At 38.5% G+C, this 26989-nt stretch carries 23 protein-coding genes; 13 read left to right on the plus strand and 10 right to left on the minus strand.

Annotation, left to right across the window (positions count from 1 at the left end; all coding sequences use genetic code 11):
• Positions 1-17: 17 nt before the first annotated feature.
• Positions 18-560 carry a SecY-interacting protein gene (syd, locus tag RT723_RS17695; protein WP_315948467.1) on the plus strand — a complete coding sequence of 181 codons (543 nt, stop codon included), beginning with the start codon at positions 18-20 and terminating at the stop codon, positions 558-560.
• A 57-nt stretch (positions 561-617) separates the two neighbouring features.
• Here syd and RT723_RS17700 read toward each other — a convergent pair whose 3' ends face one another.
• Positions 618-887 carry an EMAP trimerization domain-containing protein gene (locus tag RT723_RS17700; protein WP_315948468.1) on the minus strand — a complete coding sequence of 90 codons (270 nt, stop codon included), beginning with the start codon at positions 885-887 and terminating at the stop codon, positions 618-620.
• Between the two features lie 171 nt (positions 888-1058).
• Between RT723_RS17700 and RT723_RS17705 the strand changes: the two genes are divergently transcribed.
• Positions 1059-1454, plus strand: a complete 396-nt coding sequence (locus tag RT723_RS17705) for a DUF3192 domain-containing protein (protein ID WP_315948470.1) — start codon at positions 1059-1061, stop codon at positions 1452-1454.
• A gap of 74 nt (positions 1455-1528) precedes the next feature.
• Here RT723_RS17705 and RT723_RS17710 read toward each other — a convergent pair whose 3' ends face one another.
• Together RT723_RS17710 and astB are read right to left on the minus strand one after the other, a co-directional pair.
• Positions 1529-2875, minus strand: coding sequence for a dicarboxylate/amino acid:cation symporter (locus RT723_RS17710; protein WP_315948472.1), 1347 nt, complete (start codon positions 2873-2875; stop codon positions 1529-1531).
• A 170-nt stretch (positions 2876-3045) separates the two neighbouring features.
• Complete coding sequence (astB, locus tag RT723_RS17715) at positions 3046-4392, minus strand: N-succinylarginine dihydrolase (RefSeq protein ID WP_315948474.1); 1347 nt, start codon at positions 4390-4392, stop codon at positions 3046-3048.
• A 346-nt stretch (positions 4393-4738) separates the two neighbouring features.
• Between astB and topA the strand changes: the two genes are divergently transcribed.
• On the plus strand, positions 4739-7420 hold the full coding sequence (gene topA, locus RT723_RS17720; protein WP_315948476.1) for a type I DNA topoisomerase: 2682 nt from the start codon (positions 4739-4741) through the stop codon (positions 7418-7420).
• A 144-nt stretch (positions 7421-7564) separates the two neighbouring features.
• Here topA and RT723_RS17725 read toward each other — a convergent pair whose 3' ends face one another.
• From RT723_RS17725 to RT723_RS17735, 3 genes are all read right to left on the minus strand, one after another.
• Positions 7565-8005, minus strand: a complete 441-nt coding sequence (locus RT723_RS17725) for a flavodoxin domain-containing protein (protein ID WP_315948477.1) — start codon at positions 8003-8005, stop codon at positions 7565-7567.
• A 77-nt stretch (positions 8006-8082) separates the two neighbouring features.
• Positions 8083-8832: a tRNA pseudouridine(65) synthase TruC gene (gene truC / locus RT723_RS17730; protein WP_315948479.1), complete on the minus strand. Its 750-nt coding sequence runs from the start codon at positions 8830-8832 to the stop codon at positions 8083-8085.
• Positions 8833-9159 (minus strand): YqcC family protein, encoded by a 327-nt coding sequence (locus RT723_RS17735; RefSeq protein WP_315948481.1) that lies wholly within the window; start codon positions 9157-9159, stop codon positions 8833-8835. It lies immediately after the preceding gene.
• Positions 9160-9362: 203 nt separating this feature from the next.
• On the opposite strand from RT723_RS17735, the gene RT723_RS17740 reads away from it, so the two are divergent.
• Positions 9363-10349 (plus strand): DUF3549 family protein, encoded by a 987-nt coding sequence (locus tag RT723_RS17740; RefSeq protein ID WP_315948483.1) that lies wholly within the window; start codon positions 9363-9365, stop codon positions 10347-10349.
• A gap of 8 nt (positions 10350-10357) precedes the next feature.
• On the opposite strand, the gene RT723_RS17745 is transcribed toward RT723_RS17740, so the two are convergent.
• A complete protein-coding gene (locus RT723_RS17745) occupies positions 10358-10807 on the minus strand; it encodes a SufE family protein (protein WP_315948485.1) in 450 nt (149 codons plus the stop codon).
• Between the two features lie 22 nt (positions 10808-10829).
• Complete coding sequence (locus RT723_RS17750; protein ID WP_315948487.1) at positions 10830-12044, minus strand: aminotransferase class V-fold PLP-dependent enzyme; 1215 nt, start codon at positions 12042-12044, stop codon at positions 10830-10832.
• 221 nt (positions 12045-12265) lie between these two features.
• Between RT723_RS17750 and RT723_RS17755 the strand changes: the two genes are divergently transcribed.
• Complete coding sequence (locus RT723_RS17755; protein ID WP_315948488.1) at positions 12266-13939, plus strand: flagellar assembly protein A; 1674 nt, start codon at positions 12266-12268, stop codon at positions 13937-13939.
• 66 nt (positions 13940-14005) lie between these two features.
• On the opposite strand, the gene gltA is transcribed toward RT723_RS17755, so the two are convergent.
• Positions 14006-15292, minus strand: coding sequence for a citrate synthase (gltA, locus tag RT723_RS17760; protein ID WP_216054741.1), 1287 nt, complete (start codon positions 15290-15292; stop codon positions 14006-14008).
• A gap of 404 nt (positions 15293-15696) precedes the next feature.
• On the opposite strand from gltA, the gene sdhC reads away from it, so the two are divergent.
• From sdhC to sucD, 8 genes are all read left to right on the plus strand, one after another.
• Positions 15697-16071: a succinate dehydrogenase, cytochrome b556 subunit gene (gene sdhC / locus RT723_RS17765; protein WP_216054742.1), complete on the plus strand. Its 375-nt coding sequence runs from the start codon at positions 15697-15699 to the stop codon at positions 16069-16071.
• Positions 16065-16412 (plus strand): succinate dehydrogenase, hydrophobic membrane anchor protein, encoded by a 348-nt coding sequence (gene sdhD / locus RT723_RS17770; RefSeq protein ID WP_216054743.1) that lies wholly within the window; start codon positions 16065-16067, stop codon positions 16410-16412. The genes sdhC and sdhD overlap by 7 nt, the downstream gene beginning before the upstream one ends.
• A complete protein-coding gene (sdhA, locus tag RT723_RS17775) occupies positions 16412-18178 on the plus strand; it encodes a succinate dehydrogenase flavoprotein subunit (protein ID WP_315948492.1) in 1767 nt (588 codons plus the stop codon). Before sdhD ends, sdhA begins: the two co-directional genes overlap by 1 nt.
• A gap of 18 nt (positions 18179-18196) precedes the next feature.
• Positions 18197-18910, plus strand: a complete 714-nt coding sequence (locus RT723_RS17780; protein WP_216054745.1) for a succinate dehydrogenase iron-sulfur subunit — start codon at positions 18197-18199, stop codon at positions 18908-18910.
• Between the two features lie 123 nt (positions 18911-19033).
• Positions 19034-21841, plus strand: a complete 2808-nt coding sequence (gene sucA, locus RT723_RS17785) for a 2-oxoglutarate dehydrogenase E1 component (RefSeq protein WP_216054746.1) — start codon at positions 19034-19036, stop codon at positions 21839-21841.
• A gap of 15 nt (positions 21842-21856) precedes the next feature.
• Positions 21857-23338 (plus strand): 2-oxoglutarate dehydrogenase complex dihydrolipoyllysine-residue succinyltransferase, encoded by a 1482-nt coding sequence (odhB, locus tag RT723_RS17790; RefSeq protein ID WP_315948495.1) that lies wholly within the window; start codon positions 21857-21859, stop codon positions 23336-23338.
• Positions 23339-23483: 145 nt separating this feature from the next.
• Positions 23484-24650, plus strand: coding sequence for an ADP-forming succinate--CoA ligase subunit beta (gene sucC / locus RT723_RS17795; RefSeq protein WP_216054748.1), 1167 nt, complete (start codon positions 23484-23486; stop codon positions 24648-24650).
• Positions 24650-25522, plus strand: coding sequence for a succinate--CoA ligase subunit alpha (gene sucD / locus RT723_RS17800; protein WP_315948497.1), 873 nt, complete (start codon positions 24650-24652; stop codon positions 25520-25522). The genes sucC and sucD overlap by 1 nt, the downstream gene beginning before the upstream one ends.
• A gap of 367 nt (positions 25523-25889) precedes the next feature.
• Here sucD and RT723_RS17805 read toward each other — a convergent pair whose 3' ends face one another.
• A complete protein-coding gene (locus RT723_RS17805; RefSeq protein WP_315948498.1) occupies positions 25890-26933 on the minus strand; it encodes a Leu/Phe/Val dehydrogenase in 1044 nt (347 codons plus the stop codon).
• Between the last annotated feature and the right edge of the window lie 56 nt (positions 26934-26989).

Here is a 26989-nt window from a genome sequence, read left to right on the forward strand (position 1 = left end):
TTTAAGTGGAAGTGGATATGACTAAAATTGAATTATTAAATCAGGCTTGGGTTAAGTTTGTTTCAAATTGGAGCAAACTTGCTGAGCAAAATGGATATCCTGAAATTGAGTCCGATCCTGAATGGCCTTCGCCGTGTGAATTTAGTGCTAATAACAAAACGTATTGGAAACCGGTTGAAATTGAACAAGCGTTAGAATTTGATAATGTTGGTCGGGCAATGGATTTAATCATAGATCCGCAATACTCTGCATTGTTTTGTAAGTATTATGCCGACAACATCAATGCTGAACATAACGCGGGTCCATTACAATTTTTACAAGCGTGGTCGTATACAGATTTCGAACGACTGCAGCAAAACCTTATTGGTCATTTGATGATGAAAGCCAAATTAAAACAATCACCTACGTTGTTTTTTGCGCTAACGGATGAAGATGATCTTAATTTGGTTGTGGTTAATGAAACAGGAGAGGTGTGGTTGGAATATGTCGGTAAAGAACCACATAAAAAAGTCGCCAACAATTTAGCTGAATTTATCGAACAGTGTTCGCCGGTTTTATAAATTTTATACCGAGTAACCCTAACCAGATTAGGGTTACTAAATTAGGGGTGTTGAGTCTTATTTGAGCAGCAGGGACTTTAACAATGCAACTTCCTGTTCCAACATTTCCACTCTTTGCTCTAATGTTTTCTTTTCATCAGTGCTGGTCAGTTTATTTTCTTTCTTTGGAATTACGACATCAGGATTCGAACGCCATTGCTGTAGGCCAGAGATTAATGTTGGCATTGGCGTATTTTTATCCGCCCTAGCTTTTATTAAAGCAATCGAGGGCTCTTTCCCTTCATTTTTTAATACTTGGCAAATGTTAATAATATCTGAAATATTCATATTCTCTATAATTTGGTTAATTTAACTAATAAATTGTATTTATGACGATTGGTGGTGCTATACCTAGATGTTATATTAATATTTCTCCTTATATAACAAATACTTACCATGTTGGAACTGATTTTGCCTTATAGGCGCATCGTTAATATAAATAATAAAGTTGAGATGACAATGAATCAAACACTTAATAAAACAATTAAAACATTAATTTTAACACTTCCATTAACATTTGCGTTAACTGGCTGTGTTGTCGTTGTAGGTGATGATGAAGGAAGAGGGTGGAATAACTCTAACTCAAGTAGTGAATGGAAAGAAGTACAGAGAACGAATAAAGCGAAGGTAGCGCAATTAGAAGTTGGTGAAACCATTTCACAAGTAAAAACAACGTTTGGCTCTGCTGATTTTAATGAAGCGTTTACAGATAATGACAAACAATACCAAGTGTTATTTTATCGAACTCGTCACAAACACTCAGACGGTGAAACAACTAAAGATGAATGTACACCTCTCATTTTTGTTGACGGTGTATTACAATCTTGGGGTCAAAAAGCGTATAAAAAGCTTTAACCAAGGAAAAATATATAATCAATAAAAAAAACCGAGTTATTAAACTCGGTTTTTTGTGGATTAATTAAATTGAATTACGATTTTAGTTTATCAAAATCAACATTTTCAATTTCAGAACCAGCATCTTCGTTAGCGAACATCTCATGATCAAATTCTTTTTCAGATGAAGCAACAATACAACTCACCATACAATCACCCGTAACATTAACGGCGGTACGAGTCATATCTAATAATCGGTCGACACCAATAATTAACGCTATGCCTTCAACAGGTAGACCAACTTGCTGTAATACCATCGCCAACATAATTAAACCTACACCCGGAACGGCAGCTGTACCAATAGAGGCTAATGTTGCCGTTAATACCACCATTAGGTAATCACTTAAGGCTAAATCAACCGCAAATACTTGAGCGATGAATACCGTAGCAACCCCTTGCATGATGGCCGTACCATCCATGTTAAGTGTGGCACCCATAGGTAATGTAAATGAAGCGATAGAGTTTTTAACGCCTAGCTTTTTAGTAGCCGTTTCCATAGTAACAGGTAGAGTTGCACCTGAGCTTGATGTACTAAAAGCGAACAAAGCAGCATCGCGCATTTTCTTGAAGAAGATGACAGGGCTTAAACCAGTGAAGGCTTTTAATAAAGAGCCGTAAACCACAAACGCATGTAACAACAATACAAAAATTACTAAGAAGAAGTACTTAATTAAACTACCAATGGTTTCATATTCAAGGGTAGTGAATAATTTAGCTAATAAGAAGAACACACCATAAGGGGCGACATTCATTAGAATAACCACTAAGCGCATAATTACGGCGTTTAAATCCACAAACAAGGCCGCTAAGCGTTCACCTGATTTACCCGCAAGTGCCATAGACACACCAAACAAGAGTGCAAATACAATGACTTGCAACATATTACCTTGCGCCATTGAGCTAATAGGGTTAGTTGGGAACATATTGATAATAACTTGAGCAAACCCTGGCGCTTCTTTAGCAACAAAGTTTTGATCCGTTGGTAAATTTAACCCTTGTCCTGGGCCAACAACTAAAGCTAATAGGATGGCTAATGTGATGGCAATTGCGGTTGTCATTAAGTACAACGCAATTGATTTCCCACCTAGGCGAGCTAACTTACTGGTGTCGTTTAAACTGCAAGTGCCAACGACCAATGAAACAAATACCAGTGGAACCACAATCATTTTCAAACTAGCAACAAATATACTGCCGCCAACATGAAACAATCCGTTTACAAAAAAGTCATTAATAGAAAGAGTAGTGATGCCTAATGGGATTAAAATGTCGCCGGAAGTACCAAATAGTTCTTGTAAGATCACACCGGTAAGAATACCGGAGATCATCCCGATTAAAATGCGAGCCGTGAGCCCAAACTTTTGATTGGATGGTTGTTTTGTCATTTTTATTTATTCTTATTTTATGAATTCGATTCGAGTATAAACAAGTCAGCTAAAAATGTAGAGCTTTCTGACGATAAGTGAACAAAACTCATACAAATACGGATTCTATTAAAAGTTTTAACTATAAAAAAGCGACCCTAAGGTCGCTTTAATCAATAGTTATTACGTAATTATCGTTGGAATGGATAAACTGAACCAAGGTTTAAAATTTGAGTGAGTTCATCGAGTGCAGCTCGAGTTTCAATTACTAACATAGGATCTCTTAGATCTGATTCCGATAATTCATCACGGTAATGTTTATCTACCCAGGTATTTAATGTTGAAAATAACTGTTCTGACATCAGAACATTTTGATTGGTTGCGGCTAGTTCTTGTTCATTTAACGCAACTCGTAATCGTAAACATGCCGGTCCGCCACCATTTCTCATACTTTGTTTAACGTCAAAGTAGTTTACTTGTTTAATCGGTGTGTTTTGCGTAATTAAATTGTCTAAATACGCCGATACCGACGGGTTTTCTTTACATTCCATTGGCGCAATGATGGCCATATGACCATTACCGATATCAACCAACTGAGTATTAAATAAGTAAGTTTTAACCGCTTGTTCAACACTGACTTGATCTGTGGCAACTTTAATAAAGTGGAATTCTTTATCTGATTTTTTAGCAAATTTAGATTGGATTTCTTTAAACTTTTCAGCGGTATTTAAAAAGGCTTGTTCGTGATAGAACAATACATTTTGATTACCCACAGATATAACGTCATTGTGGAATACACCTTGGTCAATGACATCAGGATTTTGCTGCATATAAACAACACCTGACTCATCTAATTGATGCAAACGTGAAACCGCTTCACAGGCTTCATAGGTGTGACGTGCAGGATATTTAACGGGTGCTGGCTTTGAAGAATCGAATGCGTGTCTGCCATAGACAAATAATTCCACACCTGCTTGATCGTATTCACCGCACAAACGAGTATGATTTGCTGCGCCTTCATCACCAAAATGATCGTTATCTGGTAAATGCTGGTGGTGTGCAAAGTGCTGTTCGTTATTAAACATGGCTTTTAATATACGGCCACTGGTTTCAGGCTCTAACGAACGGTGGAATTTATTAGTTAAATTAGCCGGGGTAAAATGTACTTTTTTGTCAGCAGTATCCGCACTTGGTGAAACGGTTGCGGCGTTGGCTGTCCACATACTTGAAGCCGAATATACAGCTCTTAACACTTGTGGGGCTTGTTTAGCGGCTTGCTCTAAAACCGAAGTATCGCTACCACTGAAGCCTAAACGACGTAATGCATCTAAGTCAGGTCTTTCATGTGGCGCTAAAACCCCTTGAACTAATCCCATGTCATGTAATGCTTTCATTTTTTGCAAACCTTGTTTGGCTGCAGATTTTGGATTAGAGGTATCTTTTGCGTTATTTAAAGAGGCAACATTACCAACAGACAATCCGGCATAGTTATGAGTTGGGCCAACTAGACCATCAAAATTAGCTTCAAAATGTTTCATTATTAGAACTTCTCCATAAAATACAGTGACACAGGATTTACATTTTTATTCACAAAAAAAATTTGATGTTTTTTTTAAACTAGAGCAAATTTTTAACAAATTAATTAGATAAAAAAATAAATGTAAATAAAATCATTTAATTTTTTAAGTGACAAATCTTCTGAAAACCTTAGTATCATTGCGTGTCGTTAATCGAAAACTGTTTATATTATACGCAGTTAAAGAAGAAAATCTCACTTTGGTGCAGAAATAGATAGCGATTTTAGCTTGAAGTCGAATAGAATCGCATATATATCTTATAACTTGGTATAAGTACGCAATTTACCCAAGAAGCGGTTGAGGAATTATGGGAAAGTCTCTGGTCATAGTCGAGTCACCAGCAAAAGCAAAGACCATCAACAAGTATTTAGGCAAAGATTTTGTCGTAAAATCCAGTGTTGGTCATATTCGTGATCTCCCAACGTCAGGTGGTACGAAAAAACCAGCTGAACGTGTGTCAACAAAAGGGTTGTCTGTAGAAGAAAAAGCAGAATTAAAAGCAGCAAAAGATAAAACTGCTTTAGTCAGCCGTATGGGGATAGACCCAGAAAACGGTTGGGCTGCTAAATATCAAATATTACCGGGTAAAGAGAAAGTTGTTGCGGAACTTAAAAAATTGGCAGCGTCAGCTGACCATATCTATCTCGCAACGGATTTGGACCGCGAAGGGGAGGCCATTGCTTGGCACCTGCGGGAAATCATAGGCGGTAATGAAGATAAATTTAAACGCGTTGTTTTTAACGAAATCACCAAAAGCGCAATTAAACAAGCATTTGATAAACCTGGTGAATTAGATATACACCAAGTAAATGCTCAACAAGCACGCCGATTCTTAGACCGTGTTGTTGGTTTTATGGTTTCGCCTTTGTTATGGAAAAAAATAGCACGAGGTTTGTCAGCGGGACGAGTTCAGTCTGTTGCTGTTCGTCTTGTTGTTGAACGTGAAAGAGAAATTAAAGCGTTTATTCCAGAAGAGTTCTGGCGTTTGAATGTTGATACCTTTACCTCTAAAAAAGAACAAATATTATTAGAAGTAAATAAACAACAAGGTCAAACCTTTAAACCGACTAATAAAGATCAAATGGATGCGATATTAGCAGATATTAAAGGCCAGACATTTACGGTGTCTAACCGTGAAGACAAACCATCTAAAAGCAAACCATCTGCTCCGTTTATTACGTCAACGTTACAACAAGCGGCGAGTACACGTTTGGGCTTTGGCGTAAAGAAAACCATGATGATGGCACAACGTTTATACGAAGCGGGTCACATTACTTATATGCGTACCGACTCCACTAACTTAAGTAGTGAAGCCGTTGGCGCTTGTCGTTTATTTATCCAAAGTGAATTTGGTGAAAAATACTTACCTGCTAATGCACTGGTTTACGGTAGCAAAGAAGGAGCGCAAGAGGCGCATGAAGCGATTCGTCCTTCGAGTGTTGGTGTTCAAGCTTCACAATTAGTGGGTATGGAGCGAGATGCCGAGCGTTTGTATGAGTTGATTTGGAATCAATTTGTGGCGTGTCAAATGGTACCTGCGGAATATGACGTAACAAATGTAACCGTAACTGCTGGTGATTTTGAACTTAAAGCTAAAGGTCGAGTGTTAAAATTTGACGGTTGGACAAGAGTGCAAACGGCCGTTAAAAAAGCCAATGACGATAACATTGAATTACCAAATGTGAGTGTTGGAGACGTATTAGATGTATCTGAATATCTACCAAAACAACACTTTACTAAACCTATTGCACGTTTCTCTGAAGCCAGCTTAGTTAAAGAATTAGAAAAACGTGGTATTGGTCGTCCATCTACGTACGCCTCTATCATCTCGACAATTCAAGACCGTGGATATGTACGTTTAGACAACCGTCGTTTTTACGCCGAAAAAATGGGCGAAATTGTTACCGACCGTTTAGTGGAAAACTTCACTGAGTTATTAAACTACGACTTTACTGCAAAAATGGAAGGTCGTTTAGATGAAGTTGCGGATGGTGATTTACAATGGAAGAAGTTGTTAGATACCTTCTATAGTGAATTCCAAGAAAAACTAGTAGTGGCTTCATCTGAAACAGATGAAGGCGGTATGCGTCAAAACTTACCGGTACCAACCGATATAGATTGCACTAAGTGTGGCCGCAAGATGAACATTCGTACTGCAAGTACTGGTGTTTTCTTAGGTTGCTCTGGTTATGCATTGCCTCCAAAAGAACGTTGTACCAATACAATGAACTTAACCCATGGTGATGAAGCTGAAAATGTTTCTGATGAAGAATTAGAGACCGAAGCATTACGTCACATGAAACGTTGTCCTGTTTGTGAAACGGCAATGGACAGCTATTTAATTGACGAAACCAGAAAAATTCATATTTGTGGTAATAACCCAAGTTGTTCTGGTCATGTGGTTGAAAAGGGTGAGTTTAAAATTAAGGGCTATGATGGACCATTAATCGAATGTGATAAATGTGGTTCGGATATGCAACTGAAGTCTGGCCGTTTTGGTAAGTATTTTGGCTGTACTGGCGAAGAGTGTAAAAACACGCGTAAATTACTAAGAAGTGGTGAAGCTGCGCCACCGAAAGAAGATCCGGTTCATTTACCGGAATTACCTTGTGTTAAGTCGGATGGGTATTTTGTTTTACGTGATGGCGCTGCAGGTTTGTTTATGGCGGCCTCAACCTTCCCTAAATCTAGAGAAACTAGAGCTCCATTAGTTGAAGAACTAGCTTTATATCGTGATCGCATTAGCCCTAAATTTTATTATTTAGCCGATGCTCCAGCACAAGATCCAGATGGCAATAAATCAGTTGTTCGTTTTAGCCGTAAAACAAAACAACAATATGTCATGACGGAAAACAGTGAAGGTAAAGCGTCAGGTTGGAGTGCTTGGTTTACTGATGGTAAATGGGTAGAAGAAGATAAACGTAAGAAGCCTAAAGCGAAGGCAAAGCCAAAAGCTAAGGCAAAACCAGCCGCTAAGAAGAAAGATTAGGTCGTACTGGTTAATATGTTAAATTTAAAAAGGCTTCCCTTAGGAAGCCTTTTTGTTATTTTCACACTCGACACTCGACACTCGACACTCGACACTCGACACTCGACACTCGACACTCGACACTCGAAACTCGAAACTCGAAACTTAAAGCCGTTTCACCCATTGTTCTAACCAAGGTAACGCCAATGTTTCGGGTTCTAGCGTTTGTACGGCATCTACTTTTAACATAGGGAACGCTTCTTTAGCTTGTAACTCAATAAACAATTCTTGCATTAAGTCGCCAGCCTTGCCGTAAGTGGTATAACTTGAATCACCTAGACATATGACGCCAAATAGTTTACCCGTTTGCATCGGCATATTATTTTTAGCATTGAAATAAAAAGGTTCTATATTGGACGGGAGTTCGCCTTGTCCAGTAGTTGACGTAACAATTAAGATGGCATCTGCATTGTCCATATCAGCCGTCGAACATGGAATATTTAACATCGTATTATGCCCAACTTCAGATAAAGTTAATTTAATTAGCTCTGCAAGTTCTTGCGCTGCACCAAATACACTGCCGCACATTATCGTAATATTCGCCATGTTAAACTCACTATTAGTAAACTCGCTTTAACTTAACACAATGGTTTAAAAAAGCATCAATAGATAGGTTTAATAAATCAAGACGAATCTGGACTAAATAAGTTGAATAAGTGCGTTAAAGTCGGATCTATATCAGCACTAATATTTATTATGTCATTAGAGATTGGGTGTGGAAAAGATACGTTTTTTGCAACGAGTGCTAAACGGTCTAATCCTAAATGTTCTTTTGCTGCTTTATTTTGTTTACCGTCGCCATGATTTGTATCACCAATAATAGGGTGGCGAATATGGGCCATATGTCGTCTTAATTGATGTTTGCGACCTGTATGGGGTGTTAACTCAACCAATGAATATCTAGTTTGAGCGTACCTTCCAGAAGGAAAGGGTAACTCTACCTGTGCTAATCGACGCAAGCTGGTTTGTGCAGATTGTGGTTCTTTATCTTTATTGGCTTTTTTATCTGACTTTTTATCTAAAATTTCTTTTAAAGCGTAATCAATATGTAATTGTTCTGGGCAAGTACCCCGTATGACTGCTAAATAGGTTTTCGAGACTAAACCGGCAATAAATAACTCAGACATTTTACGGGCTACCTCAGATGACAAAGCAAACAATAAAACCCCCGAGGTTGGCCTATCCAAACGATGAACGGGATACACATGTTGACCAATTAAATCTCTGGTCAGTTGCATGGCAAATAAAGTTTCGCGTTTATCTATCTCACTACGATGAACTAACAAACCAGATGGTTTATCGATGGCGACCAAATATTCATCTTGGTACAAAATTGTAAGCTCGGGTGCGGTATCAAAAACAACTTTTCTCATTTACTCACCACGGCTAATAAGTTGATCGAGTGACTTAATTGTTGCTAACAGGGGGGTAATTGTTTTGTTTTTGTGTTTAAGTGACTCTTCTGCCATTGGGTAAATGTTCATGTTTGATGGTAAGTTTGTTTTGTTATTGACTAATTCAGTCATTTTAGGAATAAAGATAAACTGTAACCATTGCTCAAAACGTAAAGTATCAAGCGCGAAAGGTTCAGTGCTAGACAATTGTTCCTTTGATGGTGTCTCGTTACTCCATAAATCACATTGTTTTAAATCAATCGTTAATTGGGCTAACAAACTGGCGCATTGATGATGAATAGACATATTAATAACAATAATAAATTAAAAACCCATATTACCATCTGATTAATAATCCATATACGTCCCAACCAACAAAATATATAATGCGCCAGAAATTAAACTCTAAAGATTGTGAAAGGTTTTGTTTATGTCTGCCAGTTCTGCCAATAACCCAGTTCCAACGTTGTCTTCCTTAATGGAAAGTGCCAATGCCCAGTGGCGGGTTTATGATTCTAGGACGAAAAATCCAGTCAATTTCCAAAGCAGAATTTACCGCCGTCGAAAATGGACAAAAACCTTACCCATACCCAATTCAAAAAAAAGCACGTTTTGCTATGGTATTTTGGGACCAAGATGAAAAAGGTCCTCAAGCTAAAGAGAATCCGTTTATTTGGTTTTTACAATTTGATTTAGATGAAATTGGTTTGTTAAAACTGCAACAAAGAGATCATTATATTTCTATGGTTATTAAAGAGTTGGGCAGTAAAATGCTGGATTCGAATAACCAACAATCTGAACTTGATAATCATCCTTATAGTTTTACACCAGATCAAAACCGCCAAGCGGCGTTTAATGCAAAAGTTAAAGTTGCGCTGAAACAACCTGCTTCAATGCATTATGAACATGTACAAGCATTTTTTGCAGGACAAATTGACGCAGATAAATGGCAAGAATTAACAGTTCAAGGTATCGCTGATTTTACTGCAAGAATCGACCAAGCGAATAACGAATCTGACTTAATCAAACATTTACCAGAGTTATCTATTCAGACGTTATGTGCTATTGGTGCGACGTTGGAACATGATCAGATCGGACTAGCGTTAACGCAACGTATCGTCGAAGTGCAAAATCGAGCACTGGAAGAAAATGACAATGAACAAGTTTTACATTTATTACGTTGTCTTGCCGGAAGTTCAGCAAAAGCGATTGTTTTAGCACAGTTAAAAAAATTATTAATTAGTGCAGAAAGTGCAGAAGAAACTCTGTTTATTGTCATTGCTGGACGTTTTTGGCAATACTTCGATGATAAAGCGTTGTTGCATTTATTTTTTGAAAAAGCGGCTACCAATACTAATAAACACCTTTTTGGAGGCTTGTTTATCGACTTGGTCGCGATCCCTTCAGTGCGTCAACATATATTAAGTTTATTACGAGATCCAACTAGACCTGAAGCCGTGTCGGTAGCGATTGGAACCGTTTTTGGAAAACAATAAACGAGTTTTTAGTGAACGTTGTCTACGAAGCTTTTAATCTCATTGATAATGGCATGGACACCGTTTGCTCTTGATGGGCTAAGTTGATTTAATAAGTTGAGCTGAGCAAAATAATTATCTAGATTGAACTCAATTATTTGTGTTTGCGTTTTAAGGTTAAATGCAGCTAAAACCACGGCAATTAATCCTTTCACAATTTTTGCGTCGGATGTTGCTGCTAAACTTAATGTTTGGTTATGCCATTGATGTACTAACCACACTTTACTTTCGCAACCAGACACTAAGTATTCATCTAATTGGTGATCTATAGGTAAAATTGGTAGTTTTTTCCCTAATAACATTAGCTGTCTAAACTTTTCTTCCCAATTTTTTAGCGGAGAAAATAACTCTATAACGGCTACTTCATTTAACTCAAATTGCTCACCAAGTTCTATTATTATTTTTGGATTGGTTGGCATTAAAACCTCTCTAATTGCATTGTTAGCAGCATAATATATCTAATGATTTTTTAAGTGCGTTAATAAACCCATCTACATCTGATTTATCGTTATAAATGGCCAAAGAGACTCTTACTGTGCCATTAACTTTTAACGCCTGCATTAATGGCATTGCGCAATGATGACCGCACCTTACCGCAATGTTCTGTTCATTTAATAATGCACCAATATCAGCAACAGATTCTCCGTCAACAACAAATGAAATTACACCAATATTATTTTCGGTTGAACCTAATAATCGTACTTTGTCGATTTGTGATAATTGAGAAACCAGATAATTATATAAATCGGAGGTGCTCGCCAAGTCGTGTTGAGTTTGTTCATTTTGCATAAATTTCACTGCAGCATCAAAGCCCAAAACCCCTGATATATTTGGCGTTCCTGTTTCTAACAGTGCAGGAATTGGTCGGAAAGAGGTTTTCTCTATGGTGACCGATTGGATCATTTCCCCACCAAAGTGAAATGGATTCACCTCATGTTTGATATCTTCAGCGATATACAAAACGCCAATACCTGTAGGCCCATACATTTTATGGCCAGAAAAGGTATAAAAATCACAGCCAATATCCTGCACGTCTACCTTTATATGAGCAACAGCCTGTGCTCCATCAACTAATACGGTTGCACCTACTTGTTTGGCTAATTCAGTAAGCTGTTTAATAGGGTGTATATTACCTAACGCGTTTGAGCAGTGTTGAACTGCAACTAACTTAGGTTTTTTATCCATAAGATTCTGGTAATGAGCTAAATCAAGATCGCCATTTTCTAATACGTTCACCACTTCAAAATTGGCTCCTTTACGCAGAGCTAATTGTTGCCACGGCACAAAATTAGCGTGATGTTCTGACCCTAATACGACAATAGTATCACCATCTGAAATATGTGTTTCGCCCCAAGCATAAGCAACTAAATTTATACTTTCAGTGGTGCCTTTAGTCCAAACAATGTTTGTATCGCTTTTAGCTCCAATGAAGTTTGCTAGATTCACTCTGGCTTGTTCGTATCGTGCGGTAACTTGGTTGGCTGTGTTATACGATCCCCGATGAACATTCGCATTTTGATGTTGATAAAAGTGAGTTATAACATCAATAACAGATTGAGGTTTTTGCGTAGTCGCAGCATTATCAAGATATATGAAGGGGGTCGGTGTATTGAGTTCTTGATTGGAAAATAGAGTAAACTGGCTGCGTATTGACATAATTCATTGGGCAAATACAAAAGGTAAAACCAGTATACCATTTTGTTTTCTGCTTAACATTTTCAATTCAACGAATCTTTTTATTAGTCCCTTAATTAAAAAAAACGGAATTAAAACAAGTAATAATATATGCAGTTTCAATTTACATTAATTGATTATTAGGTAAATTGAATGTTAGCGTTTTATCAGGTGTAGTTTCGTTTTAATTTTTAGGTTGTACAATGGCAGAAGAAAACATAACCGAAATAGAGTTTAAAGGAAGGGGACGTAACGTTTTTCTTGTCGTTGTGTGTAATACAGTCACGAAATTATTAGATCAAAACACAATCGTAAACCTATTTGAGCAAAGTAAATATCGCAATTGTGCTAAACAGTTGGAAAAACTATCAGATTTTATAACCACTACAAATGAATTAATTGAGAAAATTCAACAACACCAAGACCGAATTCAAAAAGTAGACTTTCATTTTGCCACTATCCTTGATGCCAGTATTAGTTTTGAAATCAGTGAAGACTTAATGTCTGCAACAGCCAATGTTGTTACTGCACAAGGCGGAAAACGCCTGTCTATGGCTGAGATTAAAAGGGCGTGTTTAGAACACAATATTAAATTTGGCTTAAAAACCACATTAGTAAAACGATTATTAAAAAATGTCAGAGGATTGCCGCCAGGTACTAAAGTTAAACAGTTATTAGTGAAAGGTAAACCCGCCAGTGATGGAATAGATGCAGAGCTAAAGCCGAAAGTAAATATGTTCGGTGAGCAGTTAAGACAACATAGAATTAACCCAGACGGTTCGTTTAATTTAAGGGATTTAGGTGAAATAGAAACGGTTAAAAAAGGGCAAGTGGTTGCGTATAAAACACAACCTAGTAAAGGTTTAGAGGGCAAAGACATTCTCGGCAATGTACTAATCCCAACGCCAGGCAATGATTTTGAATTAAAAGCAACTCAAGGCACAGAAATTTCAGAAGATGATCCAAACTGTTTAGTCGCCATTTTTGAAGGTATGTTAAGAAAAACAGGGGAGAAATTAGTCGTTGATGACGTGTTTGTGATTAATGAGCTAACCGCAAAACAAGGCCATATAGATTTTCATGGTTCTGTGATCATAGAAGGTGACGTTGCTGCGGAGATGAAAATTGAGGCGACCGGGGATGTATATGTAGGTGGTTTTGTTGAATCAGCGATTATTCGCTGTCATGGCAACTTAACAATAATTGGCGGTTGCGTTGGACATATTGTGAATAAAGGTACAAAAAGTGAACTAGAGACTGATCTAAGTTGTGAGTTGGTTTCTGGCCAAAATATTAATGTGGATTTTGCTAGCCAAGTGTTTTTTAGATGTAAATTTGATGTGATGGCCAATAAGTATTTAGCTAATTGTAAAGTGGTGGCTAAAAGCCTAATTGTTGGTGATCCCGAAAAACCTCAGGGTAAAGTCATAGGTGGTAAGTTCACGTTAAGTAAATTGTTAAACGTTGGTATATTGGGTGGGAGCGAAACTAACATACCTGTAGATATTAATATGAACAGGGTATACGACGTATTTTTACAAAAAGAACATGAGTTGTGGGAGTGGACAAACGTCTTAGAACAACGAGTTGGAGAGTTGAAGAAAAAAATTTCAACGATAGACAATCCGACTGAAAAAACCATTGAAGATAAAAAGTTACTTATTTTAATCACCAAAGTGAAAAAATATATCTATTTCCGTCGAGTATTAATTGAAAAACGAGCAGAATATATCAATGAAATAAAAGTGTTAGCGCATAGGCAGTTATATAGAAATGTTTCAGTTAAAATTGGTCAGAAAGCCATGATCACTAATGAACGTAAAAGTGCCAGTGTGATTCGAAAGTTAGACTCCAATATAGTGATAGAACCACTGTAAAAAATTAAAATGTAGCTATAAAAAAAGGCAGCGATTAGCTGCCTTTTTTGATCCTAAGCCGAGTTTTTATCGGTCTGTAGGAGCAACATAATCACGTTTCGCTGCACCAGTATATAACTGACGAGGACGACCTATTTTTTGGCCTTCTTCGCTTAACATTTCGTCCCAATGGCTAATCCAACCAACAGTACGAGACATTGCAAAGATAACAGTGAACATGCTAGTAGGAATACCGATAGCTTTTAAGATAATACCTGAGTAGAAATCTACATTAGGGTATAACTTCTTAGATACAAAGTATTCATCTTCCAATGCAATTCGTTCTAGTTCCATTGCAACGTCTAACAATGGATCACTAACGTTTAATGCAGACAATACTTCATGACAAGTTTGACGCATAACTTTTGCGCGAGGGTCGAAGTTTTTGTAAACACGGTGACCGAAGCCCATTAAGCGGAATGGGTCAGCTTTGTCTTTTGCTCTTGCAACAAACTCAGGAATTTTATCAACACTACCGATTTGTTTTAACATGTTTAAACATGCTTCGTTAGCGCCGCCGTGAGCAGGTCCCCATAAAGATGCGATACCAGCAGCAATACATGCATAAGGGTTAGCGCCAGAAGAACCAGCTAAACGCACTGTTGATGTCGAAGCATTTTGCTCATGGTCCGCATGTAACATGAAGATTTTATCCATTGCATCAGCAAGGATAGGGTTAACTTTATAATCTTCAGCAGGTACAGAGAACATCATGTTTAAGAAGTTTTCTGAGTAAGAAAGGTTGTTGCGTGGGTATACAAACGGTTGACCGATACTGTATTTATAAGCCATAGCTGCAATAGTTGGTAACTTAGCAATTAAGCGGTACGAACTACGTTGACGTTGTTTAGGATCAGAGATGTCTAAATCATCATGATAAAAGCTAGACATAGCACCAACAACACCACATAACATCGCCATTGGATGTGCATCTACAACAAAACCATTAAAGAATGTAGCAATCTTTTCATGGATCATAGTGTGGTTTTTAATTGTATTTTCAAATGTTACTAATTTTTCAGGGCTTGGTAATTCACCATGAAGTAGTAAATAACATAATTCGATATAGTTAGAACCATCAGCTAATTGCTCGATTGGGTAACCACGATGTAATAACACACCTTTATCACCATCGATATAAGTGATTTTAGATTGACATGATGCAGTTGCTAAAAAGCCTGGGTCATAGGTGAAAACGCCTTTTGAACCTAACGTTCTCACGTCAATAACATCATTACCAGCTGTACCAGACATCATTGGCAGTTCGAATGCGTCTTGTCCAGTGATTTGAACGGTGACCTTCTTATCTGTCATGCATGCTCTCCTCAAATTGTTGTTTTATAATTGTTACTAGTCACTAAATGTATTATTGAATTCAACATTTGTCACATAGTTAATTTTGAAAATCCAGCCATTGTAACTACAAAATAGAGTAAAAAGTCAATTTTATTGCACAAATGGTGAATAATTATACGAAAGTATAACTTATTAGCTATTTTTTGTACGCATGAAATTCTTTAACACATTAAATTTAAACAGAAATTGCCATATTGATTTTGGCTATATATACTGAGTCGCACTGCACACGTATTCAATGCAGTTTTTATAAGGGTTGAACATCATTTCATTGGCGTTCATTTTTATAAATAAAATGGGGTGATTCATTTACTTATGGATCAGACATAAAAATAATAAACAGCTCGGATAGGCATGCAACCGTGAAAAAACAAAGACCTGTAAATCTAGATCTGACATCAATCTCAATGCCAGCCTCGGCAAAAGCTTCTATTCTACATCGTATAACGGGCGTTGCGCTTTTCTTCGCCTTAATATTTGTGATCGTAGCATGGGGTATTTCTTTACAATCAGCAGAAGGCTTTGAATTAGCAAAATCGCTAATGCAAGGTGTGATCGGTAAAGTTATTGTTATAGGTACATTGGCAGTTCTTTCTTACCATATTATTGGTGGCATACGTCATCTAATAATGGATATGGGTTATTGGGAAGAGTTAGAGTCAGGAAACCTAAGTGCTACGCTATCCATTGCTATATGGTTAGTAACTGTAATTTTAGCTGGAGTGTGGATATGGTGATCAATCAAGCATCATTAAAGAGAGATGGAGTCCAGGATTATGTTTCTTTAAGGGCTACCGCATTATTTATGACAGCCTATACAATATTCATTTTAGGCTTCTTTTTAACAACTCCAGTCGTTACCTTTGAAATTTGGTCAGCGTTATTCGATAACGTAGCCGTTAAAGTTTTCACGTTTATTACATTGCTTTGTATCTGGGTTCACACTCGAATCGGACTTTGGCAAGTATTAACGGACTATGTTAAAGGTCCAAAACTACGTACGTTCTTAAGCTTTGTTCTTAATTTATTAGGATTAGCTTACGTTGTAACTGGTCTATTCATATTGTGGGGTGTGTAGTGTCTATCACAGTTCAAGAATTTGATGCCGTTGTAATCGGTGCAGGTGGCGCGGGAATGCGTGCGGCCTTGCAAATTGCAGAATCAGGCCAAACGGTTGCCTTGATTTCAAAAGTTTTCCCAACTCGTTCTCATACTGTTTCTGCTCAAGGCGGAATAACAGTAGCATTGGGCAACGCCCATGAAGATCACTGGGAACAACACATGTACGATACTGTTAAAGGTTCTGATTTTATCGGTGACCAAGACGCAATCGAATTTATGTGTAAAGAAGGTCCTGAAGCCATTATTGAAATGGAAAATAAAGGATTACCTTTTTCTCGTTTTGAAGATGGTCGTATTTATCAACGTCCATTTGGCGGTCAGTCTAAAAACTTTGGTGGCGAACAAGCTGCTAGAACAGCGGCTGCTGCAGACCGTACTGGTCACGCTTTATTACACCTTTTGTACCAACAAAATGTTAAACATAAAACTACTGTTTACAGTGAATGGTACGCATTAGATTTAGTTAAAAACTCTGATGGCGCTATTGTTGGTTGTACAGCGATAGATATTGAATCTGGTGATGTTGTTTACTTCAAAGCACGTGCAACTGTGTTAGCTACTGGTGGTGCAGGACGAATTTACGCTTCAACTACTAATGCTCACATCAACACTGGTGATGGTGTTGGTATGGCGGTTCGTGCTGGTGTTGCATTACAAGATATGGAAATGTGGCAGTTCCACCCAACAGGAATCGCTGGTGCCGGTGTATTGGTAACAGAAGGTTGTCGTGGTGAAGGTGGTTACCTATTAAATAAAGATGGCGAACGTTTCATGGAACGTTATGCGCCTAATGCCAAAGACTTAGCGTCTCGTGATGTTGTTGCTCGTTCAATGATGACAGAGATACGTGAAGGTCGTGGTTGTGATGGTCCTTTAGGTCCACATCTTAAACTTAAACTGGATCATTTAGGCCGCGAAACGTTAGAGTCGCGTTTACCTGGTGTTTGTGAATTATCTAAAACATTTGCCCACGTACATCCTGCAGATGAGCCAATTCCTGTTATACCAACATGTCATTATATGATGGGTGGTATTCCAACTAACGTTAACGGTCAAGCGTTAACTAAAGCTGAAGACGGTTCTTTTGCTGAAGTTGAAGGTTTATTTGCTGTTGGTGAAATTGCATGTGTATCTGTTCATGGTGCAAACCGCTTAGGTGGTAACTCATTATTAGACTTAGTTGTATTTGGCCGTGCTGCTGGTAAATATTTAGAAAAATATTTAGGCGAAGGCAAAGGCGCAACAGAAGTAAATGATGCAGACATTGAAAAAGCATTAGAACGTTACAATCGTTGGGATTCTACATCTCAAGGTGAAGATCCAGTTCAAATCAAAAAAGATTTACAACAATGTATGCAGCTTAACTTCTCGGTATTCCGTGAAGGTAAAGCAATGGCAGAAGGTCTTGCTCAATTAAAAGAAATTCGTGAACGTTTAAAACACGCGAAATTATCTGATAATTCTAAAGAATTTAATACACAGCGTATTGAGTGCCTTGAGTTAGATAACTTGATGGAAACAGCTTATGCAACAGCGGTTGCAGCTAATTTCCGTACAGAAAGTCGTGGTGCACACAGCCGTGAAGATTTCTTAGACCGTGATGATGAAAACTGGTTATGTCACAGTGTTTATGATCCAAATAGTGAAGAAATGAGCAAGCGTGAAGTTAACATGAGCCCAGTGCATCGTGAAGCGTTCCCACCTAAAGCTCGTACTTATTAATCAGGAGAGTAACGTATTATGAAAACTTTGAATTTCTCTGTTTACCGTTATAACTCTGACGTAGACGATGCGCCATACATGAAAGACTACCAACTAGAAGTTGAAGATGGTCATGACATGATGGTACTTGATGCTCTTATTCTTCTTAAAGAACAAGATCCAACATTAGTTTTCCGTCGCTCATGCCGTGAAGGTGTGTGTGGTTCTGACGGTTTAAACATGAATGGTAAAAATGGTTTAGCGTGTATTACACCTGTTTCTTCTTTAGGCAAAGGTACTATTATTTTACGTCCTTTACCTGGATTGCCAGTAGTACGTGACTTAGTTATTGATATGACTCAGTTCTTTACTCAGTATGAAAAAGTAAAACCATTTTTAATTAATGATGACAAACAGCCGCCAGCTCGTGAATATCTTCAGTCAGTTGAAGAACGTGACAAGTTGGACGGATTATACGAATGTATACTTTGTGCGTGTTGTTCGACGTCATGTCCGTCATTCTGGTGGAACCCTGATAAATTCGTTGGCCCTGCAGGTTTATTACATGCATATCGCTTCTTAATAGATAGTCGTGATACCGCAACTGATGAACGCCTGGCTGATTTGGATGATGCGTTTAGCGTATTTAGATGCCACGGTATCATGAATTGCGTCAACGTTTGTCCGAAAGGTCTAAACCCTACTAAGGCGATAGGTCATATCAAATCGATGTTATTGCAGAGGTCAGTTTAGCTTTGATAACTGGTCCTTTTATTTAACAGATAAGACAAAAGTCGTTCCGTTTCGGTGGAAGGGCTTTTTTCATTTTTTAACTAGTAAAATTAAGTCTGTAAGACTTACAAGGATATATATCTAATGCACGAAGGTGTTATGCAAAATTGGCTTGATAGTTCGCATTTATCAGCTAACAGCATGGTATATGTTGAGCAGATGTACGAATTATTTTTAGATGATCCTACGTCTGTATCAGACGAGTGGCGTGAGATCTTCGACCATTTACCGAAAGTAGAAGGTGTTTCGGTCGAAACTAAACATTCAGATGTTCGCGACTTATTTGCCCAACTAGCCAAAAACAAAGACCGTATGGTTGTTTCTGGAGCAGATCAAGCAGATGCAAAACAAGTAAAAGTTTTGCAACTAATTAATGCTTTCCGTTTTAGAGGTCATCAAAATGCCAATTTAGATCCACTAGGATTATGGCAGAGAGAAATCGTTAGAGAGCTTAGTTTAGCTCATCACGAACTTGACGACGAAGACATGTCTCGTGAATTTAACGTAGGTTCTTTTGCTGTCGGCCAAGATAAAATGCAATTAGGTGAGTTGTATTCAGCTCTTCAAAATACGTATTGTGGCTCGGTTGGTGCAGAATATATGCACATCACTGATACTGATGAAAAACGTTGGATACAACAACGATTTGAATCTATTCAGAGTCAACCTGCATTTTCTACGGACATTAAAAAACGCATTTTAAAAGGCTTAATTGCGGCTGACGGGCTTGAGAAATATCTAGGTGCTAAATTTCCTGGTGCTAAACGTTTCTCATTAGAAGGTGGCGACGCTTTAGTTCCTATGGTCAAAGAGATCATTCACCGCGCTGGTGAACAAGGACAAAAAGAAGTCGTTATTGGAATGGCTCACCGTGGACGTCTTAATGTATTAGTTAATGTTCTAGGTAAAAAATCTGGCGAGTTATTTGATGAGTTTGGTGGGAAAGTCGACCCATCATTAACTGCAGGTGACGTTAAATATCACCAAGGTTTCTCTTCTGACTTTGCGACAGCTGGCGGCAATGTTCATTTAGCCTTAGCATTTAACCCATCACATTTGGAAATTGTAAATCCAGTTGTTATTGGTTCAGTGAGAGCACGTTTAGATCGTCATAATTGTGATAATGGTTCTAAAGCTTTACCAATTACCGTACACGGTGATTCTGCAATTGCAGGTCAAGGTGTTGTACAAGAGACGTTTAATATGTCTCAAACTCGCGGTTATAAAGTGGGCGGCACAATTAGAATTGTGGTTAACAACCAAGTTGGTTTCACCACATCTAAACAAGAAGATACTCGTTCAACTGAATACTGTACTGATATTGCGAAGATGGTTCAGGCGCCAATATTTCATGTAAATGCGGATGATCCTGAAGCGGTTGCTTTGGTTTCTCAAATTGCAGTGGATTATCGTAATACATTCCGTAGAGATGTGGTTATTGATTTAGTTTGTTATAGACGACATGGTCATAATGAAGCAGACGAGCCAAATGCAACTCAGCCGATTATGTATCAAAAAATCAAAAAGCATCCAGTTCCTCGTCAATTGTATATTGACCGTTTAACTAAAGACGGCGCAATTTCAGCGGATGAAGTGAAACAATTAACGGACAGCTACCGTGGTTTATTAGATCAAGGTGAGCGTACGGTAGAAGAATGGCGTCCAATGGAAGCACATTCGGTAGACTGGACTCCTTATCTTAACCATGACTGGGATATCGCATACGATAAAGCAGTTTCGGTAGAAAAATTAAAAGACCTTGGCAAAAAGATAACCACATATCCTGCTGAGCATAAACTACATTCACGTGTTAAAAAACAATACGATGAACGTGTGAAAATGCTTAATGGTGAGAAATTATTAGACTGGGGTTTTGCAGAAACATTAGCTTATGCAGACATTGTTGAACGTGGTACGGATATTCGTATTACGGGTCAAGATAGTGGGCGTGGTACTTTCTTCCACCGTCACGCTGTTTTGCATAATCAAGAAGATGCATCAACCTATGTACCTCTTGAAAATATAAGTAAAGAGCAGGGCAAATTTGAAATATATGATGCCGTGTTATCAGAAGTTGGTGTTTTAGCATTTGAATATGGTTATGCCACAGCAGAACCGGATTCATTAGTAATTTGGGAAGCGCAGTTTGGTGATTTTGCCAACGTTGCTCAAGTTGTAATTGACCAATTTATTTGTTCTGGCGAACAAAAGTGGGGACGTTTATGCGGCCTTACTATGTTGTTACCGCATGGATATGAAGGACAAGGTCCGGAACATTCATCTGCGCGCATGGAACGTTTTTTACAATTGTGTGCTGATCATAATATGCAAGTTTGTGTACCAACTACACCAGCTCAAGTATTTAATATGATCCGTCGTCAATCTATTAGACCAATGCGTCGTCCATTAGTGGTTATGACGCCAAAATCATTGTTACGTCACCCATTAGCTGTTTCTTCTATGGAAGAGTTAGCTGACGGTACTTATCACAATGTTATTGATGAAATAGATGATATTGATGCTAGTAAAGTTAAGCGTGTAATTCTGTGTTCAGGTAAAGTTTATTACGATTTGTTAGAACAACGTCGTAAAGATAACCAAACTGATATCGCTATTGTGCGAATTGAACAACTTTATCCTTTCCCTCATGCAGAGATGGATGTTGTTGTTGAAAAATACAAACACGTAAAAGACTTTATTTGGTGTCAAGAAGAACCACAAAACCAAGGTGCTTGGTATTGTAGTCAACATCATTTCTGGAAGTCTATTCCAAACGGGGCAAATTTAACTTATGCAGGTCGTAAAGCTTCAGCTTCACCAGCGGTAGGTTATGCATCTGTCCATGCTAAAGAACAACAAGCGTTGGTAAACGACGCATTAACGATTAAATAATCTCAAGGATTAATCATGACTACTGAAATTAAAGTTCCAGTATTACCTGAATCAGTTGCTGACGCTTCAGTTGCCACTTGGCACGTCAGTGTTGGAGATACCGTATCTCGAGATCAAAACTTAGTTGATATTGAAACTGATAAAGTTGTATTAGAAGTTGTAGCACCAGAAGACGGTGTTATCACTGAAATACTACAAGAAGAAGGTGCAACTGTTTTAGGCGAGCAACTTCTAGCTAAAATTGAAGACGCAGCTGGTGCATCTGCACCAGCCGCTGCTCCGGCTGCTAGTGCTCCTCAAGCCCCAGCTGGTGAAACTAAAACAATACAAATCAAAGTTCCTGTATTGCCAGAGTCTGTTGCTGATGCAACGATAGCTACTTGGCATGTACAAGAAGGTCAATCTGTTAGCCGTGATGAAAATCTAGTTGATATAGAAACTGATAAAGTTGTATTAGAAGTTGTTTCTCCAGAAGATGGTGTAGTGACTAAAATCATTAGCCCTGAAGGTGAAACGGTTCTTGGTGATCAACTAATTGCTGAAGTTACTTTTGGAGCCTCTGCTGCGGCAGCCGCGCCAGCTGCAGCTGAAGAATCATCATCTGCGGATGACGTTTTATCTCCTTCTGTTCGTCGTTTAATCTCTGAAAAAGGATTAGACGCTTCTAAAATCACAGGTACCGGTAAAAACGGTCGAGTTACAAAAGAAGATGTTGAAAGTTTTATGAAAGCACAAGCTTCTGCGCCTAAAGCACCGGCGCCAGTGTCAGCGACTCCTTCAAGCCAAGTATTAGGCGAGCGTACGCAAAAACGTGTTCCTATGACTCGTTTGCGTAAAACCATTGCTAAACGTTTATTAGAAGCTAAAAACTCAACGGCTATGTTAACAACGTTTAACGAAATCAACATGAAACCTATCATGGATCTTCGTAAACAATATAAAGATGTATTCGAAGAACGCCATGGTGCACGTCTTGGATTTATGTCTTTTTACGTAAAAGCCGTTGTTGAAGCACTTAAACGTTTTCCTGCAGTAAATGCATCAATAGATGGCGATGACATTGTTTATCACAACTACTTTGATGTAAGTATTGCGGTTTCTACTCCTCGTGGATTAGTAACGCCAGTATTACGTGATTGTGACAAATTAGGTTTTGCTGAAATTGAAAATGGTATCCGTGAACTAGCTATTAAAGGCCGTGACGGAAAACTAACAGTTGAAGAAATGCAAGGTGGTAACTTCACCGTTACTAACGGCGGAGTATTTGGCTCGTTATTATCAACGCCAATTTTAAACTTACCACAAGCGGCTATTTTGGGAATGCATAAAATCCAAGATCGTCCTATGGCAGTAAATGGCAAAGTTGAAATCTTACCAATGATGTACTTAGCGTTATCTTATGATCATCGCTTAATCGACGGTAAAGAGTCTGTAGGTTTCTTAGTAACAATCAAAGAATTGTTAGAAGATCCTACACGTTTACTATTAGACGTATAATAGAACAAAAAATTAGTGTAATTATTCAAATTAAGACTTTTGTCTAGTTGCACTAATCTAAGGGTGTTTTATAATACGCCCCGCATGTTATATCGGGCTACATTTTATGTAGCCTTTAACTTATAAAATAGATGGACAGAACATCATGAACTTGCATGAATATCAGGGCAAACAGTTGTTTGCTCAATACGGGCTTCCTGTATCAAAAGGCATCGCGACTGAAACTCCAGCTGAAGCAGCTGCAGCGGCAGATCAAATCGGCGGTGATATGTTTGTTGTTAAAGCACAGGTTCACGCCGGTGGCCGTGGTAAAGCTGGCGGTGTTAAGCTAGTTAAAACAAAAGACGAAATTAAAGCATTTGCTGAAAAGTGGTTAGGCAACAACCTAGTTACTTATCAAACAGACGAAAAAGGCCAACCGGTTACACGTATTTTGGTTGAACCTTGTACTGATATCGCGCAAGAATTATATCTTGGTGCTGTAGTAGACCGTTCATCTCGTCGTATCGTATTTATGGCATCTACTGAAGGTGGTGTTGAAATTGAAACGGTTGCAGAAGAAACGCCTGAGAAAATTTTAAAAGCTGAGATTTGCCCATTAGCTGGCGCACAACCTTACCAAGGTCGTGACTTAGCATTCAAACTAGGCTTAGAAGGCAAGCAAATTGGTCAATTTGTTAAAATCTTCTTAGGTTTAGCTAAATTATTCAAAGAAAAAGACGTTGAGTTAATTGAAATTAACCCATTAGTAATCACACCAGCTGGTGATTTACATTGTCTTGACGCTAAAGTAGCAATCGACAGCAATGCTGTTGGTCGTCACCCAGATCTTAAAGAAATGCACGATCCTTCTCAAGAAGACGCACGTGAAGCTGATGCTGCTAAATGGGAATTAAACTACGTTGCTCTAGACGGAAACGTTGGCTGTATGGTTAACGGTGCTGGTCTTGCAATGGGTACGATGGATATCGTTAACTTAAACGGTGGCCGTCCTGCAAACTTCCTAGATGTTGGTGGTGGCGCAACAAAAGAACGTGTTGCTGAAGCATTTAAAATCATCTTATCTGACGACAACGTTAAAGCGGTTTTAGTTAACATCTTTGGTGGTATCGTACGTTGTGACATGATCGCTGAAGGTATTATTGCTGCAGTTAAAGAAGTGGGCGTTCAGGTTCCTGTTGTTGTACGTTTAGAAGGTACTAACGCAGAAGCTGGTCGTGAAGTTCTTGCCAATTCAGACGTTGATATTATTGCAGCTCCAAGCTTACAAGAAGCTGCTGAATTAGTTGTTAAAGCTGCGGAGGGCAAATAATGTCTGTCTTAATTAATAAAGATACTAAAGTAATCTGTCAAGGTTTTACTGGTTCTCAAGGTACTTTCCACTCAGAGCAAGCAATTGCATACGGCACTAACATGGTTGGTGGTGTTACTCCTGGTAAAGGTGGTCAAGTTCATTTAGGTCTTCCTGTATTTAATACAGTTGCAGAAGCGGTTGCTGAAACTGGTGCAGATGCATCTGTTATTTATGTACCTGCTGCATTTTGTAAAGACTCTATCTTAGAAGCGGCTAATTCTGGTATTAAACTAATTGTTTGTATCACTGAAGGTGTACCAACATTAGACATGCTTGACTGTAAAGTTAAATGTGACGAGCTAGGTGTTCGTTTAATCGGCCCTAACTGCCCAGGTGTTATCACTCCGGGTGAATGTAAGATTGGTATCATGCCAGGTCACATTCATATGCCAGGTAAAGTAGGTATCGTATCTCGTTCAGGTACGTTGACTTATGAAGCTGTTAAGCAAACTACAGACGCTGGTTTTGGTCAGTCTACTTGTGTTGGTATCGGTGGTGATCCAATTCCAGGTACTAACTTCATTGACGTTTTAGAAATGTTTGAAAAAGATCCAGCGACTGAAGCAATCGTAATGATTGGTGAAATCGGTGGTACTGCAGAAGAAGAAGCTGCAGCTTACATCGCTGAAAACGTTACTAAGCCTGTCGTTTCTTATATTGCTGGTGTTACTGCACCTGCTGGTAAACGTATGGGTCACGCTGGTGCAATCATCTCTGGTGGTAAAGGTACAGCGGACGACAAATTTGCAGCATTAGAAGCAGCCGGTGTTAAAACGGTTCGTTCTCTAGCTGAAATTGGTAAAGCATTAGCAGAAAAAACTGGTTGGTAGTCTCTACTTCTAGTTAATTGATAATGTATAAAAAAGGCGCTTTTAGCGCCTTTTTTAATTTCAGGGATGAAATTATGCAGTATTTACATGGACGTATTTATACTGCCGTTTAAGGGACAAAACGATGCAGCGCTTACAGGGATCTGATTTTAAGAAGAGAATGTGCTGTAGCCTCAAGGATGAGCTGATTTTGCATGAGTGCCGTGAATACATGGATGTTATATAAATAAAGTGCGGAACGGTCGTTTAAGGGACAAAACGATGCAGTATTTAGGGAATGGAAATATTACAGCAAGATCAAAAAAGCCAAATACTGTGTTAAACACTATTTGGCTTTAAACCTTTAAACCTTAATTTTCTATTAAGATTATTTGCCGCCGTTGGCGATGATCTCTTGTGCCATAATATCCGCTACTTTATAGGTAGGCATGTTATCAGCTTTAGAACGTTCAAAGATCTCAGTTAGGGTTTGGTATATTTCACCAACTTTTGCTGTTGCTTTGTCGGCACTGTAACCATCTTCGTCTTGCTCAAAGAAGATATTGATGATGCCGCCAGCGTTAATAACGTAATCCGGTGCGTATAAAATATCTAATTCAGTTAATTTATCACCATGTCGTGGCTCTTTAAGTTGATTGTTCGCACAACCAGCAACTACTTTTGCTCTTAACTGAGGAATAGTTTCGTCGTTAATGGTAGCGCCTAATGCACAAGGCACATAAACATCAACGTCTAGTGCGTAGATTTCATCCAATGCTACCGCTGTCGCAGCGTATTCATTTACTGCTTTATCAATAGAGTCTTGGTTAATATCGGTAACAAATAACTTAGCACCATCTTTATGTAAACGTTCACAAAGGTACATACCAACAGATCCTAGACCTTGAATAGATAACTTAACGCCTGCTAAGTCATCTTTACCTAATCTGTGTTTTACGGCTGCTTTAATACCTAAATAAGTACCTAGTGCGGTAAACGGGGCAGGGTTGCCACTTTTGCCTTCTAAACCGACTACATAATCAGTAACTTGATGGGCGATCATAATATCACCTGTGGTGATATTAACGTCTTCAGCTGAATAATAAGTGCCATTCATGTTATTTAACGCATGGCCAAACGCTCTAAACAGTTCGTCAGATTTCAGTAGTTTAGGGTCGCCAATGATCACGGCTTTACCGCCACCAAAGTTCAATCCAGCTAATGCATTTTTATAGGTCATGCCTTTAGATAAACGTAATACGTCAACCAATGCTTCTTCGTCAGATGCATAATTCCAAAAACGACAACCACCAACAGCAGGGCCACAATTTGTATTGTGTACAGCAATAATTGCTTTTAAACCTGAGGCTTTATCTGAGCAGAATACAACTTGCTCGTGATCATCGAACTCAGCTTGAGAAAATACTGACAAAATCTACTCCAATTAGCATAATTTTAAACAGCGCGACTTTAGCAGAGTGATGTAAG

Origin of the sequence: Psychrosphaera aquimarina, assembly GCF_032461525.1 — a bacterium.
Lineage (GTDB): Bacteria > Pseudomonadota > Gammaproteobacteria > Enterobacterales > Alteromonadaceae > Psychrosphaera > Psychrosphaera aquimarina.

What these genes read in the sequence shown, in the direction of transcription:
- syd (WP_315948467.1), top strand. Translation starts at nt 18, where the DNA reads ATGACTAAAATTGAATTATTAAATCAGGCTTGGGTTAAGTTTGTTTCA.
- RT723_RS17700 (WP_315948468.1), bottom strand. Translation starts at nt 887, where the DNA reads ATGAATATTTCAGATATTATTAACATTTGCCAAGTATTAAAAAATGAA.
- RT723_RS17705 (WP_315948470.1), top strand. Translation starts at nt 1,059, where the DNA reads ATGAATCAAACACTTAATAAAACAATTAAAACATTAATTTTAACACTT.
- RT723_RS17710 (WP_315948472.1), bottom strand. Translation starts at nt 2,875, where the DNA reads ATGACAAAACAACCATCCAATCAAAAGTTTGGGCTCACGGCTCGCATT.
- astB (WP_315948474.1), bottom strand. Translation starts at nt 4,392, where the DNA reads ATGAAACATTTTGAAGCTAATTTTGATGGTCTAGTTGGCCCAACTCAT.
- topA (WP_315948476.1), top strand. Translation starts at nt 4,739, where the DNA reads ATGGGAAAGTCTCTGGTCATAGTCGAGTCACCAGCAAAAGCAAAGACC.
- RT723_RS17725 (WP_315948477.1), bottom strand. Translation starts at nt 8,005, where the DNA reads ATGGCGAATATTACGATAATGTGCGGCAGTGTATTTGGTGCAGCGCAA.
- truC (WP_315948479.1), bottom strand. Translation starts at nt 8,832, where the DNA reads ATGAGAAAAGTTGTTTTTGATACCGCACCCGAGCTTACAATTTTGTAC.
- RT723_RS17735 (WP_315948481.1), bottom strand. Translation starts at nt 9,159, where the DNA reads ATGTCTATTCATCATCAATGCGCCAGTTTGTTAGCCCAATTAACGATT.
- RT723_RS17740 (WP_315948483.1), top strand. Translation starts at nt 9,363, where the DNA reads ATGATTCTAGGACGAAAAATCCAGTCAATTTCCAAAGCAGAATTTACC.
- RT723_RS17745 (WP_315948485.1), bottom strand. Translation starts at nt 10,807, where the DNA reads ATGCCAACCAATCCAAAAATAATAATAGAACTTGGTGAGCAATTTGAG.
- RT723_RS17750 (WP_315948487.1), bottom strand. Translation starts at nt 12,044, where the DNA reads ATGTCAATACGCAGCCAGTTTACTCTATTTTCCAATCAAGAACTCAAT.
- RT723_RS17755 (WP_315948488.1), top strand. Translation starts at nt 12,266, where the DNA reads ATGGCAGAAGAAAACATAACCGAAATAGAGTTTAAAGGAAGGGGACGT.
- gltA (WP_216054741.1), bottom strand. Translation starts at nt 15,292, where the DNA reads ATGACAGATAAGAAGGTCACCGTTCAAATCACTGGACAAGACGCATTC.
- sdhD (WP_216054743.1), top strand. Translation starts at nt 16,065, where the DNA reads ATGGTGATCAATCAAGCATCATTAAAGAGAGATGGAGTCCAGGATTAT.
- RT723_RS17780 (WP_216054745.1), top strand. Translation starts at nt 18,197, where the DNA reads ATGAAAACTTTGAATTTCTCTGTTTACCGTTATAACTCTGACGTAGAC.
- sucA (WP_216054746.1), top strand. Translation starts at nt 19,034, where the DNA reads ATGCACGAAGGTGTTATGCAAAATTGGCTTGATAGTTCGCATTTATCA.
- odhB (WP_315948495.1), top strand. Translation starts at nt 21,857, where the DNA reads ATGACTACTGAAATTAAAGTTCCAGTATTACCTGAATCAGTTGCTGAC.
- sucC (WP_216054748.1), top strand. Translation starts at nt 23,484, where the DNA reads ATGAACTTGCATGAATATCAGGGCAAACAGTTGTTTGCTCAATACGGG.
- sucD (WP_315948497.1), top strand. Translation starts at nt 24,650, where the DNA reads ATGTCTGTCTTAATTAATAAAGATACTAAAGTAATCTGTCAAGGTTTT.